This window comes from Lacibacter sp. H407 (assembly GCF_037892605.1).
In the GTDB taxonomy this organism is placed as follows: domain Bacteria; phylum Bacteroidota; class Bacteroidia; order Chitinophagales; family Chitinophagaceae; genus Lacibacter.
This window is the reverse complement of the sequence record NZ_JBBKTU010000001.1, coordinates 2,800,736-2,814,985: the sequence shown is the minus strand read 5'-3', so window position 1 is coordinate 2,814,985 and position 14,250 is coordinate 2,800,736. Positions and strand designations below refer to the sequence as shown.

Genomic DNA, 14,250 nt, shown 5'->3' with positions numbered 1-14,250 from the left:
TATTGAAATGAATTAAAATGTTACCTGTGCACCAAAGATGATAATACGTGGAAGCGGATAACCACCAAAGCCTGCTGCACTGTTAGCAATACTTCCTGATTCAGGAGAGTAGAGCGTTGCTTTACTTAAATAAGCTACGTTTTGCATTGTAACAGATAAATTAACGCCCTGGCTTTTGATAGCACTTGCCCATTTTACGGGTAATGCATAATTGATGTTGATCTCACGTAATGCGAGGTAATCGCCTTTTTTATAGAACATGCTTGATTCACGAAGCACATTGTTTTTGAACAACTGATCGGCCCAATAGTATGTTGGGAATTTTGCATTGGTATTTGTTGGCGACCATGTATCATGCACATCAGTAATGGTGTTGAATGTACCTTGCGCATTACCCATAAACCATGCACGTGGACCATCGTATGCAACAAATCCCAACGCATAATCGAAACGTGCACTTACAGATAATCCTTTCCAACGTGCAGCTGCAGTGAAACCTCCAGTGAAACGGGGAACAGTACGACCCATGTAAACACGGTCACGAAAATCAATCGTATCATTATTGTCAACATCCTTCCATCTTACATCACCCAATGCAATCGGGAAATAACTTGAACGTTGCGCAGGTGTAAGTGCTGCATATTTACCGGTACCTAATAAAATTTTTGCACCATTCAAATCAACACGATTTGCATAAGCATCCAGCTCGGCTTGTGTGCGGAACAATCCATCAGCAACATATGCATAAGCAACATTCGGGTCTTGTCCTTGTTGTATTCCCCCAACCCAGATCATTTTCTTTTGTGAAGGATCCCAAACCTGGAAACCACCCTGCCTGTTATTTTCTAATCCGTTATTTGGCAGTTGCAATACCTTGTTTGCATTGTATGCAAAGTTGGCTGCAAAACTTACATCCAGATCTTTTTTACGTATGATGGAATAGTTTACATCTACTTCCACACCCTGGTTCTGCATACTACCGTTGTTAGTGGTTAAACTGGTAATACCTGAAGTAGCAGGAAGATTAAAGCTGGAAATTTTATTTGAAGTGACACGCTTATAGTAAGCAATCATGAAATCAATTTTACCTAACAGGTTTCCTTCTGCACCCACTTCATAGGTTGAAGAACGTTCCCATAAAAGATCAGGGAAAGGTGGTGTGGAGAAAAGGTAACCGGTTGAAGTGTTATAACGGTTTACACTATAACCACCTTGCAAACCATACGCACTGATGCCGCTTACATTACCGTTTTGTCCATAGCTGGCACGTAGCTTCAAAGCATTGATCCATTTTACATTAAAGAAATCTTCTTTATGCACATTCCAGCCAACAGAAACACCGGGGAATGTACCCCAACGGTTGTTGATGAGTTTTGAATAACCATCGCGACGAACGGTTGCTGTAAGCAAGTACTTCGATTTGTAATCATAAGTAGCACGGCCAAAGAAAGAGAGAATGCGTTGACGTTCGTGATATGAATCAACAGAAGGTTGTGTTGTTGCATCACGACGAACATATTGCAGATCAAGAAAATCATCTGACGGTGCTTGTGAACCTGAAGCCGATACGCCATAAGCATAGGTATCATAATATTCAGAACCAGCCATCAGATCAAGATCATGATCACCAAAGCTTTTATTGTAATCGATCACTGCATTATACGTTTGACTTAATGTGCGGCCAAACGATGCAGCAGACGAACGTGTGCGGTTAATGTTGCCCGGGCTTTGCAGATAATCTTTGTTGAAACTTTCATTATAACCTTCATCATAAAACAGGTTAGCACTTGTTTTCAGCCAAAGATTTTTCAATAAATCAATTTTAAATCCTTGCGACATGGTAAACTTATCGCTGTTGTTATTACGAATAAATTTATCATCATTCACCAATGGATTTCCATCACCAAAATCACGGCCAACCAACAAGTCTCCTTTCTCATTACGGCCACGCATGGTTGGAGGTGCACCCAATGAACGTGACAGATAGTTACCTTCTGAATTGGTAACAGGATCACGCCATTTTGCATTAGCAAAGTTTAAACTGGATGTAGAAGTTAACCATGAACGTATTTTATATTCGCTGTTTAACACAAATGTGTAACGGCGATAAAATGTATTGATCGGTAAACCTTTTTCATCATACATGCCAAAGCCTGCATAATATTTCCCTTTATCATTACCTCCACTCATTGACACATTGTGATCCTGGGTTAAACTATAAGGACGCAATGCATAATCTTTGTAATTAAAGTTGTTGAAGATGAGCGTGTCTGTTCCATTAACAGGATCGATCATTGTTTGCCAACCATCGCCAAGTTTATGACGATTTGTATTATCTAATTTCATGGTGCTCCAAACGCCGAGAGAATTTAAATTACCATCAATAACGTTACCGCTTCCATCGAGAAAACGATTACCTGTACCGAATGGACCGGCGGCCGTTAATTGAGATAAACGTGATGCATCATACACACCTGAAGTTTTCACTGCATTTCTCGACCAGTAGAGATAATCTCTTGCATTTAAAAATTCGAACGGTAGATTCAGTTTGTTAATACCAACTTTAGAACCCACTGTAATTTTTGATGAACCAGCTTTGCCTTTTTTAGTAGTGATAAGAATTACACCGTTGTTGGCACGTGCACCATAAATAGCTGTTGCCGATGCATCTTTCAATACTTCCATTGATTCAATATCTTCCTGGTTTACTTCAAAGAAACCGGCTCGAATTAAACCATCTACCAATACCAACGGTGAACCTGAGCCATTGTAGTTGGTGCCACCACGTAATACAATGTTTGGTACTGCTCCTGGCCGACCTGAAGTTTGTTGTACACGTAAACCGGGAATAGTTCCTGCCAATGCAGAAGCGGGGTTTGAACGCACACCTGTTTGCAACACTTTCGGATCGAGCTTACTTACCGAACCTGTGATCTTCGATTTACGTTGTGTGCCGTAACCCACAACAACAACTTCGTCCATTTTAGAAGCAGACGATTGTAGTTGAATGGTGATACTGTTTGCAGTTTCCACTTTTACTTCCTGCGACACATAGCCCACAGATGAAATAACGAGGATGTCGCCGATAGCAGCCTCGATACTGAAACGGCCTTCAGCATCGGTTTGAGTGCCGGTGTTTTTTGCTTTTACAACAACCGAAGCACCGGAAAGGCCTGCATTATCATCTTTCGATATTACCTGGCCTGAAACTTTGATGGACTGAGCTCCCGCTAAAAAAGAGAGAAGCGAAAAAGTGAACATCAACCCAATCTTTAAAAATACTTTCATACAGCAAGTTTTGTTTTATTTTTGTATTATGTATGACATAATAAAATTGAAAAACTTTTACCATTTGACCAAAAAAAGTTTTGAACTATTTTTAAGTAATTAATAATCAATGTAGAATTTCTGGGAGGACTGACGGATTTTCCTAATTTTGGATAATTAAGTAGTACATAATATGGCAAACGAACTATTGAACGGACACTTTAAAACCATTGAAACCAGCAGCCTGGTAGATAAGGTAGAGGCCAATCTGGTGGGGTTACTTCAACAACAAAAGCTAAAAGTTGGCGACAGTATTCCCAAGGAAATTGAATTGGCTGAAGCGCTGGGAGTAAGCCGTACAGTGATCCGTGAAGCATTACTTCGTTTGCGGATGATGGGTTTAATAGAATCGAAAAAGAAGAAAGGTTCGGTTATTACCAGCCCGGATATTTTCGGGAACCTCAGTAAGAGTATGAATCCACATATACTCGACCCCGGCACGTTGAAAGAAGTATTTGAGATACGTTTGGTCTTGGAAATAGGTATGGCTGATTTTCTCTTTCACCGTATTACAAAAACCGACATAAAAGAGCTCAAACAAATTGTAGCGAACGAGCCGCCTGCAGCACAGGATCATTTATTTAATGTAGAACATGAAATTGCGTTTCATGGAAAGTTGTATGAAATAACAGGCAATGAAACGATGAAGAAGTTCCAGAAGATGTTGTTACCGGTGTTTGATTATGTACACAACAGCGGTTTACTTAAAAAACAAACAGCACTGAAAACATTCGTATCGCATAAAGAGCTGGTGGAGATTTTAGAGAATGGCACGCCTGAACAATTCAGGAATGGTATGCGTAACCACTTAGAAAATCATTTTGCACGAATATTTGATTAAGAAAACGCATTCTGATAATTCATACGAGGGAAATAATAAAAAACGTTGCAATTAATCCACTTTGTATCCGTAACTGCAGTTTGCTTGCAGCAACTGAAATATAAAAAATCTTTACTCCTTTAACTTGCTGCAAAATGCAACACTCTAACAAAACTATCACTCCCCAACCTTCTGTAAATCTCTAATTGACCGACTTATATTTACCTCTACATTACTACTGTCTGAGTGCTGAAATGGGAGAATATAATAGGCATACGTTACACTTGCATATTCAACTTTTTCTCTTGTATTCTACTTCAAACAGAAGAACATTACTAGAAGAAAACTAAAAAAACTGAACTAACCAGTTCGCAAGTCTATCCATCCACTTCTCATTAATGAAATCGTTATACATTCCAAAACCATGTCCTCCTTTTGCATATACATGCATTTCAACTGAAACGTTGTGGTTTAAACAAGCCTTGTAATACAACAGACTATTTTCAACAGATACAATTAGATCATCTGAACAATGAACAAGAAAAGTTGGTGGTGAAGATTGGGTTACAGTATTATTCGATGAATATCTACGGATATCATCTCCTCTTGCATTATTTCCAATAAAACGTTCACGGGAACCGATGTGTGTGATATCATCTTGAAAACTAATAACAGGATAAATAAGAATGGTAAAACGTGGGGGAAATAGGTTTTGTAATCCTTCTTGTTTCTTTGGACTACTTAAAATTGATGAAGCTAATGAAGCTAAATGCCCCCCTGCTGAAAATCCCATAATACCAACCAAAGAAGGATTCATCCCCCATGCAGATGCTTTTTCCTGAACCGTTTTGTATGCAGTAATGAAATCTTTTAAAGGCAAAGGCATATCATCAGCTTCACGAACTTCTCCCGGCAACCGGTATTTCAAAACAAAAACAGTAATACCCAATTTTATTAATGATTGAGCAACCTCTGTTCCTTCATGTTCAATTGCAAGCTTTTCATATCCTCCCCCGGGGCAAATAATAATGGAGAGTCCATTCGCCTTTACTTCGGGCCTGAAAATAATTAACTCGGGTTTGTACGAACCACTAATACATTTAATACCATCAACAACTGTTACAACTTCTGCATCGGTTACAGTATTGTACCGTATATCATTTCCCGCGTCTAAATGAAATATCTCATGGTGGCTGCTGTTCATATAACTAAGGTACTTTGAACGATCAAGGTAGTGACGTTTAATGACTCCTTGCGAAGACTTTCTGAACTATAAGTCTGACTCGAATATATTCAGATGCGATTGAAATTGTTGCTTATCGTTTTAATGCAGTTATCCAATCCGGTATTTTTTTCAACCGAAGTTGTAACTGGCCTTCATAAAGCGAATAAGGAAATACTTTTTTATCCAACCCTTCTAAATAACCTAATTGAGCTTGATTAAACGTAGATCCATTCCCTATAAACCCTGCGATTACTGGCGCAGGAATTTTCCACCAAACATCGTTTAGCGGCCAAAATTGAAAGTTCGTTACAGGTTCATTCGTCTGTTTGTAATTCCAGAACACCAAACCTTTCATGTGATTAGGCATATTAAAAATTGCTCCTCCGCCTCGGTTTTTCATCAGTCCACCCGTTACATTATCAAGCAATGTATTCCGTGGTTGACTGGCATGCGATTCGAAACAAGTAGTAGCCGGATATGTACAATGCCACAACACTGTATTTACAGCTCCATTTGCAGTACCGAAAGAATGCCATTGTGATGCTTCATCAATTAAATTGGCAAGTAAAACATTGGTGGAATGATTGGAGGTAATGGCTTCATGCCCGGCATTTCCTGTAACTACACAATTCATAACAGTAACATTGGCGCTTTGACTAACAATGGCTGCAATGCTGCAATCCGTAAAACGGCAATCCTTCATCCATGAGTTGGTACAGCGGCTGAACATAAATAAATTAAAACCGCTGTCGTGTACCCATGAAGCATGATGTTTAAATTTTTCTTTCCAATTGCCCACAAATGCAATGTCTTCAATGCCTACTTCTTCTGCATGGGCATATTTATCTACAGTCCAAGTGTACTTCACATCAACCTTGTAAGCAAGCGGAGCATGCAATGTGATGGAATTACCCTTTATACGTGTCACCTTGTAATACATGCAAACATCAACACCTTTTTTTACAATAGAAGTCCAGGTTGTATCAACTTTATTAGGTGAAAGTTCAGCATCAATTAAACCGGGAGAATTATTCAATAGCTTAACTGCTACCCAATCTCCTTCCTGCAACTTATCGGCATTATTCAGCTCCAGTGTAAACTCTCCTATCTCTGCTGATCTCACCACCTCGCCAACTCTTGCATCAGCGCCTTTTGAAGTAAACGTAAACATCGGCGGACCAGTCCACATTTGATCGGGGTTACCGGGCAACAACGCATATTTCATAAACAATTCGGTACCACCCGGGCCACTTCCACTCCCACGAAAAATGATCTTACTTCCTTTTGAAAAAATTCCTTTTGCAGCAGAACTATCTTCATTTACTAGAAAACGTCCCTTTGGAAAAAAAATAATACCTGATCCGTTTTTATTAGCTGCATCAATTGCAGCTTGTATTGCTTCCCTGTCTGAAACATCATCATTTGACTTTGCACCAAAATCAACTACATTAAACAGTTTATAGTTTTTAATTCCCGGAATTGCTTTCTCACCGCTTTGATAACCGGCATAAGAAAAATCAGGGAGCAAGGATTTACTTTTATCCAGTTTATATTGTTCGAAAAGTTGTGAGTTGATTGTTTCCTGCGCTTTTGCAAACTGAAATACAATTACAAGCAATCCTGAAAAAAACACATTCTTCCTCATTTCAGTTATTATATTGAACTATTATTGAAGGTACTATGATATCACTTGCATTGCACTCAAAAAGCTTCTTGTTTTCAGTAACGCTGATGTGTTTACTTAATTGTTACTGTAAGCTTACGTGGAACTGAGTTTTCTTTGTTTACATTAATATTGCTTCCTACAAATACCGGATTATAAGTTCCGCTTTTTGAATAAGTATATGTGGTGAATGGAACAGAACTTGCAATGTTTTGAATCACAACACCGGCATCGGGCGTTACACTTTTTAAATTAACCGGACCGGTTACAATCCATGCTTCAACTGCACTTGTTGCAGCCGCAGCAGTCGTTGCTCCTGCAACAATCATCGTTGCTCTTACATCAAGCACCGAAGTAGTACCGGCGGTTCTTTGACCCGCCCATACAGGCAGGTTGGTTGCACTACCATAATTCACGGCAGTTGTTACAGTTGGAACGGAATCGATCACATAAGAAGTACCGTCTGATAAAAAATTCCGCAAAGAAAATCTTGTAAGCGTCCATCTGTTTTGTATTGCACCGGCAGCAGCGTTGTACTTAAATGCAATATAAACGGGCTTATTAAGTGCGGCAAAGTCGGACAGATTAATAGTACCGGAGGCTCTTGCAGTTGTATTTGTTGCAAATAAAGCCCGATCACTAATGTCTGTCCAGCTTGCATTGACAATTGAAGTGGAATCAACCGTTCCGTTAAGATTAGATGAGATCATCAGCTTTAATGTATTCGGTTGCGTTCCGGTATTTATTTGCGAAGTGAAACTTAACAAAGGAGTTCCATTTGCTGTATCTCTGTCTTTGAACTCATATCGTTGTCCGATCTCGCCTGAATAAAAACTTATAAAATCAGGCTTCCCGGTAAAAGTAAAAGTGGTTTTACTTCCAAGATTATAGGACGTACTGTCGGCAGTAACATTAAAGGATACTTCGTCGAGCTTCAAGTCTTTACTGCAGGATTGCAGAAGAAACAGTGATACCAGCACTATGAAATAATTGATGCGCATTTGATAATATTTTATAAGTTTCAAAACTGTATGTTATGCTTTCTTACCAACCGGGATTTTGTGTGAGATTTTTATTGAGCAAAATTTCTGCTGCCGGGATGGGATATAACAAATGCCGTTGATCAACATTTCTCCCGGCAAGACTGCCATAAGCATTACCTCCACCATTTGCAGTAAAATCGGCACTTACTTCTTTCATGCGACTAACAAATTTGTTCCAACGTATCAAATCCAGTCTTCTTAACGATTCAAAACATAACTCACGTGCACGTTCATCTTCGATGAATTGCTGGAACGATGCTTTATTTAGACCGGCTGGTGCATCTGCGTTCACATTGGGTGCAGATAAAGGCACATTAAACGCCCTTCTTCTTACCATATTCACTGCTTCATACGCTTCGGCAGTTGGACCATTTACCTGATTTTCTGCTTCTGCAAGCATCAACAAAACATCGGAATAGCGTAACACAGGAAAGTTGATGGGGGTATAATTTTTATTCTTCGGTGTTATTAACTCAAACGATCTTCTCCACTTACCTGGATAACGTCCATGTCTGTTACTTGCTGGCAACAATGTTTTAACTCCGGTAGTATTGTTAATTGAATGATTTCCGATGGCCCAGTCTCTTCGTAAAGAATCATTGGTTCCATACAAATTATACAAAACTGCTGTTGCTTTTACTTGCCCCCAGCAAAAGCCGCTGTCTTTTTCAAGTGCAGTGCCTGCACCGGGTTGAAAAACGATCCCAATATTGTTTCCAATCCGTCCGTTTTCATTAAACCCATCAGCTCTGTTTCCTTTAAACTCAATTTCCCACATGCTTTCTTTTACATCATAAAGATCCTGCGCATGATTAATAAATATCTGACTGTACGGTGAAGTCTTGCTAAACACTGGATCAAAATTGATATACTTCGGATCAATATACATGTTCAGTGTATGCTGATTTGAGCTTTTTACTTTTTTTGCCCATTCCAATGCCTCTGCATATTTGCTTTGATCATTCAACGGATAACCCGCCATGTGCAGGCATACTCTGGCTAACATTCCCTGTACAACTGTTTTATACACTCTGCTGGCTGTTGTATACATCGGAACAACTTTTGTTTCGGCAGCTTTCATATCAATCAAAATCTGCGCATAGATTTCAGCAACCGATGTACGTGGTAATTGTGCATCGGCGGGAGATGAAATTGGTTCCAAACGCATAGGTACTGCACCAAAACGGGTTACTAACGTAAAATAATAGAACCCTCTTAAAAACAATGCTTCGCCCAGTATGGCTTGCCTTGCCGTGCTATCCATTGAAGCAACATTAATATTCGCAATTAACCTGTTTGCCCTGTCAATACCAGTGTAACAGTTTCTCCACAACTCGGTAATCTGAGGTGTTGTGAAATCGAAATTATATACCATCATGCCGGTTGTTGTATTGGAATTGCCACCCCACGATTCATCGCTGTAATCAAACTGTGTTACCATGGAACTTCCATACATGCCGTTTTCATTTCCTAACGGATCATATAGCCCCGCCAGTGCTGCAGTTAATTTTGATTCACTGCCATAATATTCTTCGGGAGTAAGAGTATCGGTAGGTTTGGTATTCAAAAACTTCTTGCAACCAGCCCAGCTGAGCGCCAATACAGCAACAATTAAAAGATAAATAAGCCTTTTCATGTATCGTATTTTTAAAAAATTAGAAGGATAAGTTTAAACCAAACGTGATTGTTCTTGCACGTGGGTATGTTGAAAAATCAAAGCCGGGTGTAAGAGCCGAATTGTATGCACTTACTTCCGGATCAAGACCGGTGTAGTTTGTCCATGTGATTAAATTTTGCGCAGACACATAAGCTCTGAGACTTCTGATCTTCACTTTCGAAAGCAATCTGCCATTTACATTATAACCCAGTGATACTGTTTTTAAACGCAGATAGGAACCATCTTCAACCATGTATGAAGAATATCCACCTCCACGAAAACCTTTCAAACGTGGAATCTTTGAATCGGGGTTTTCAGGTGTCCAGCGGTCTTTGTAAAAAGCAAACAGGTTTCTGCTTGTGTGTGCCTCATTTGCTCCGAAATAGACAAGATTCGTATTTAAGATATCATTACCGTACGACCACTGGAAGAATATATTCAGATCAAAATCACCGTAGGTAAAATTGTTGGTAAAGCCTCCATAATGAACTGGCAATCCTCTGCCGATGATTGTGTAATCATTTGCATTTACCACTTTATCGCCATTAAGATCTCTGTACTTAATATCGCCCGGTTGAATTCTATCTCTGTTGTTTCCATTGGTAGTAACATTATCCTTTAAAATATATCCACCGGTGCCTGTTCTGTTAAAATCATCGTAGGTATAAACACCATCCCAGATAAATCCATACATCATACCCAGCGGCATTCCGAGTTTTGCAATATAAGCAGGTGTATTTCTCCAGTTCTGATCCCAGTTGATATTACTTAATAATGCTTCCTGATCTTCGGCCAGTTTCAACACCTCACTTTTATTAAAGGAAATATTAAAACTTGAACTCCATGAAAACTTAGCCTTTTGTATGTTCACCGAATTCAATGAAAACTCAAGTCCCTGGTTGCGCACACTACCTACATTTTTAAACACAGTGGTAAAACCGGTAGATGTAGGAAGATCGGCATTCAATAACAGATCCGGAGTTGTTTTTTGATAAACGTCAGCGGTAAAGTTTAATCGCTGATCAAAAAATCCTAAATCAACACCCACATCAATCTGCTGTGTATTTTCCCAACGCAGATCGCTGTTACCTAACTGTACAGCTTCAACTCCCGGTTGATAGTTATTATTGAAAACATAAAGTGGGTTCGTTAACCGCATGAGTGTTAGATAAGCAAAATCGCTTACACGGTTATTTCCTGTTTGCCCATAGCTTACTCTGAATTTACCCTCCGACAAAATTTTGCTGTTCACCAGAAAATTTTCTTTCGAAAAACGCCATGAAAAAGCTCCGGAAGGGAAATAACTCCATCTGTTGTTTGCTGAGAACTTTGACGATCCATCAGCACGGAAAGAAGCAGTAAACAGGTATTTTGATTTGTAACTGTAATTCACTCTTCCCAGATAAGAAGCCATCGACCACAAGGAACTTGTTGCAGAAATCGGCTGTAAAATACCTTCATCCAAACCGCTGAGTCCTAACTCTTCGTTCGGAAGTTGTGTTGCCCGCATTCCATATGCTGAAGATTTTCCCGACTGTGCAGTGAATCCGGCAACAGCATTCAGAGTATGTGATTTTCCAAATGACTTATTCCAGTTCAGTGTATTTTCATTTAACCAGGAACTGTTTTTTGGAAAAGCGATGGAACCATTTACCTGATCCAATGATCGGGGATTGCCATACTGGGTTTGGGAATTATTAAATACTTCATTCTCGCCAATGTTCTGTACAATGCCGCCACTAATCCGCAATTTTAAGCTTGGCATTATTGCATACTCTGCATAAGCATTTACTGTAAAATTCTGCAAACGGTTATTTCGAACGAGATTTTTTTGATTGACTACAGGGTTTACTCGATAGTCAGTTGCCGAATTAATAGTAGGATCAAACAGCATATCATCCGGATCGTCTACATCAGGAGAAACAGGTCTTGCACCCCAGATTGCAACCATCAGATTATGACTGGCACTGAAAACACTTTGACTGGGACTGATACCTGATTGCATCAAATTGCTGTAGTTAGCATTAACGCTGATCTTCAATTTTGAATTGATAGTTTGATCTAAAACGATTCTTCCCTGATAGCGTTTGTATCCGGAGTTTATCAGAATTCCCTGTTGATCGAGGTACGAACCTGAAATGGCATATCTTGTTTGCTTGGTGCCTCCTGTTACAGCCAGGTTGTAGTTGGCCATTGGCGCCTCACGCAAAACCGCATCCTGCCAATCAAAAGCTTTTTCATTTTTATAGTCGTTTATACTTTTTCCGTTAGCAAGATAAATCTGGGTTGGAGTTTGTCCAAAAGAACCAGCAGCAGGAGTAAGTGCAGGATCAGATTCTATTTGATAGCGTACATATTCATAAGCACTTAATAAATCCATTTTCTTTAGTGCTTTTTGAGTACCATATGATACATTCAATGAAATGACCGGCGGGCCTTCTTTTCCTTTCTTTGTTGTGATCATAATAACCCCATTCGCACCACGTGCACCATAAATTGCAGTTGCAGATGCATCTTTCAATACTTCAATGGTTTCAATATCGGCTGGATTGATGGCATTGTTATCTGAATTTTCAATAGGAAATCCATCGATAACATAGAGCGGTGAGTTGTTTTGTGTAATGGAATTATTACCCCTTACAACAATGCTGATACCTGAGCCCGGCTGCCCATCACTCGATTGCACCTGAACACCAGCAGTACGACCGGCAAGTGCTTCATCAAATGAACGCACCGGTGCTTTATTGATATCTTCCATGTTCACTTTTGCAACCGAACCGGTAAGATCTTTTTTCCTCACGGTTCCGTAGCCAACTACAACCACCTCTTCCGATTCTTTTATTCTTGACTGCAGCACAACATCTAAAGTTGAATTTTTACCGGGCGATAATTCTCTGTCTAAATAGCCAACATGCGAAAAAATCAAAAATGCATCCCGGGTGGAAATGGTAATGCGGTATTTACCTTCCGCATTGGTAATAGCGCCGGCTGTTTGTGATCCTTTCACTTTCACTGAAACTCCTTCTACTGGAGCGTTATCAGAACCGGTAACAGTTCCGCTGATTGTAACCTGTTGCGCAAAGGCAAGGGACAGATTCAGCAGCAGAATACATGCAAGCAAGCAACGTCTCATAATGCGTAAATTTTGGATTATTTATTTAAAGCTTTGGTTATTTGATTATAGCGTAGTAACGCCTCCAGATAATAATAATCGGCATAAACAATAGGAACATCCACTTCAGCTCCATGCGGAATACTTCCTACTGAATGTTTGATTAAGAAATTCCCATTCGTGCCGTGCTTGGCAAAATAATCAGGACTGCTGAGTGATTGAAGAGAGGCAACAGCAAACTCTTTATAGTGATTTCCTTTAGTACCAAGATGTTTGCTTAATTCAAATAATGCAGAACTTACAATGGCGGCAGCAGAAGCATCACGGGGAGTATAACTGAATTTTGATGGATCGTATTTCCAGTCGGGCTTATACCCCGCTTCATTCACATTAAAATCCCAATAAGGAATTTTGTCTTTTGGCAAGTTGGGATTATTTATATAAAAATCTGTAAGCTTTTGAGCTAATTGCAAAAAGCGTTTATCGCCAGTTTCACGATAGGTCATTGTGTAGCCGTAAATAGCCCATGCCTGTCCACGTGCCCATGTTGAATTATCAGCATAACCCTGGCAGGTTTGTTTGTTCAATACATTGCCTGTAAGTGTATCATAATTCACAACGTGGTAAGAGCTGTAATCATCACGGAAATGATGTTTCATCGTTGTTTCAGCATGTTTTACAGCAATATTTTTATACAATGGATCGCCGGTAACTTTTGATGCAAAAAATAACAATTCCAGATTCATCATGTTATCAATGATAACAGGATAATACCATTTGGTTGTACCATCCCACGAAAGGCGGTAGTTCCATGATTTTATACAACCCACACGTGGATCAAAACGCTTGCTGAGTGATTTCGCTGATTGGATCAGAATGGCTTTGTATGCTTCGTTTTTAGTTAAACGGTATGCATTACCGTAACTGCAATACATCATAAAACCAAGATCATGATGACTTGTGTTAAACTGATTTGCTTCTAAACTCTCTGTCCACCGAATAGCTGCATTTTTCCACTGATCATCTTTGGTATATTCATACACATACCAGAGATTGCCCGGCCAAAAACCACCGGTCCAGTCGGATATGGGAACATAAGCAGTATTTCCTTTTGCATCTGTTGTTCGTGGATACTTTGTAAGATCAGTGGAGCGCAGCAGCATGTCTGTGTACTGTTCTTCTGCTGTTTTGAAAGCTTGTTCTACTAATACTTTCGCCGGCTTTTTATTTTGACTGAAAGAGAAGGCACAAAGAGTACCGATGACAACAACGGTAACAACAAGTTTAAATGTATATTTTTTTTTCAACTGCATATGGCTAGTATTAACAAATCGTCTGTTTCACCCTAAAATGAATAAACAAATCTGCTGAATACTTTACTAACCAAGAGGGCAGAATTCTCT

The 14,250-nt window shown here is 39.5% G+C and carries 8 protein-coding genes; 1 reads left to right on the top strand and 7 read right to left on the bottom strand.

Features of this window, described 5'->3' with window-relative positions; genetic code table 11:
* Positions 1-12 precede the first annotated feature (12 nt).
* Positions 13-3,288 (bottom strand): SusC/RagA family TonB-linked outer membrane protein, encoded by a 3,276-nt coding sequence (locus WG989_RS12165; protein WP_340429734.1) that lies wholly within the window; start codon positions 3,286-3,288, stop codon positions 13-15.
* Positions 3,289-3,460: 172 nt separating this feature from the next.
* On the opposite strand from WG989_RS12165, the gene WG989_RS12160 reads away from it, so the two are divergent.
* Entirely contained in the window at positions 3,461-4,168 is a 708-nt protein-coding gene (locus WG989_RS12160; RefSeq protein ID WP_340429733.1) for a FadR/GntR family transcriptional regulator, read from the top strand.
* 325 nt (positions 4,169-4,493) lie between these two features.
* On the opposite strand, the gene WG989_RS12155 is transcribed toward WG989_RS12160, so the two are convergent.
* The 6 genes from WG989_RS12155 to WG989_RS12130 form a co-directional block, all read right to left on the bottom strand.
* Positions 4,494-5,351 (bottom strand): alpha/beta hydrolase, encoded by an 858-nt coding sequence (locus WG989_RS12155; RefSeq protein WP_340429731.1) that lies wholly within the window; start codon positions 5,349-5,351, stop codon positions 4,494-4,496.
* A 112-nt stretch (positions 5,352-5,463) separates the two neighbouring features.
* Positions 5,464-7,017: a DUF4955 domain-containing protein gene (locus WG989_RS12150; protein WP_340429730.1), complete on the bottom strand. Its 1,554-nt coding sequence runs from the start codon at positions 7,015-7,017 to the stop codon at positions 5,464-5,466.
* Between the two features lie 92 nt (positions 7,018-7,109).
* On the bottom strand, positions 7,110-8,060 hold the full coding sequence (locus WG989_RS12145; protein ID WP_340429729.1) for a DUF5017 domain-containing protein: 951 nt from the start codon (positions 8,058-8,060) through the stop codon (positions 7,110-7,112).
* A 19-nt stretch (positions 8,061-8,079) separates the two neighbouring features.
* Positions 8,080-9,714: a RagB/SusD family nutrient uptake outer membrane protein gene (locus tag WG989_RS12140; RefSeq protein WP_340429727.1), complete on the bottom strand. Its 1,635-nt coding sequence runs from the start codon at positions 9,712-9,714 to the stop codon at positions 8,080-8,082.
* A gap of 19 nt (positions 9,715-9,733) precedes the next feature.
* Positions 9,734-12,868: a SusC/RagA family TonB-linked outer membrane protein gene (locus tag WG989_RS12135; protein WP_340429726.1), complete on the bottom strand. Its 3,135-nt coding sequence runs from the start codon at positions 12,866-12,868 to the stop codon at positions 9,734-9,736.
* A gap of 17 nt (positions 12,869-12,885) precedes the next feature.
* Positions 12,886-14,160, bottom strand: a complete 1,275-nt coding sequence (locus tag WG989_RS12130) for a glycoside hydrolase family 88 protein (RefSeq protein WP_340429724.1) — start codon at positions 14,158-14,160, stop codon at positions 12,886-12,888.
* Positions 14,161-14,250 lie beyond the last annotated feature (90 nt).

Bases quoted from the DNA above. Each gene is read 5' to 3' on its own strand.
- WG989_RS12165 (WP_340429734.1), bottom strand. From the start codon at position 3,288: ATGAAAGTATTTTTAAAGATTGGGTTGATGTTCACTTTTTCGCTTCTC.
- WG989_RS12160 (WP_340429733.1), top strand. From the start codon at position 3,461: ATGGCAAACGAACTATTGAACGGACACTTTAAAACCATTGAAACCAGC.
- WG989_RS12130 (WP_340429724.1), bottom strand. From the start codon at position 14,160: ATGCAGTTGAAAAAAAAATATACATTTAAACTTGTTGTTACCGTTGTT.
- WG989_RS12155 (WP_340429731.1), bottom strand. From the start codon at position 5,351: ATGAACAGCAGCCACCATGAGATATTTCATTTAGACGCGGGAAATGAT.
- WG989_RS12140 (WP_340429727.1), bottom strand. From the start codon at position 9,714: ATGAAAAGGCTTATTTATCTTTTAATTGTTGCTGTATTGGCGCTCAGC.
- WG989_RS12150 (WP_340429730.1), bottom strand. From the start codon at position 7,017: ATGAGGAAGAATGTGTTTTTTTCAGGATTGCTTGTAATTGTATTTCAG.
- WG989_RS12135 (WP_340429726.1), bottom strand. From the start codon at position 12,868: ATGAGACGTTGCTTGCTTGCATGTATTCTGCTGCTGAATCTGTCCCTT.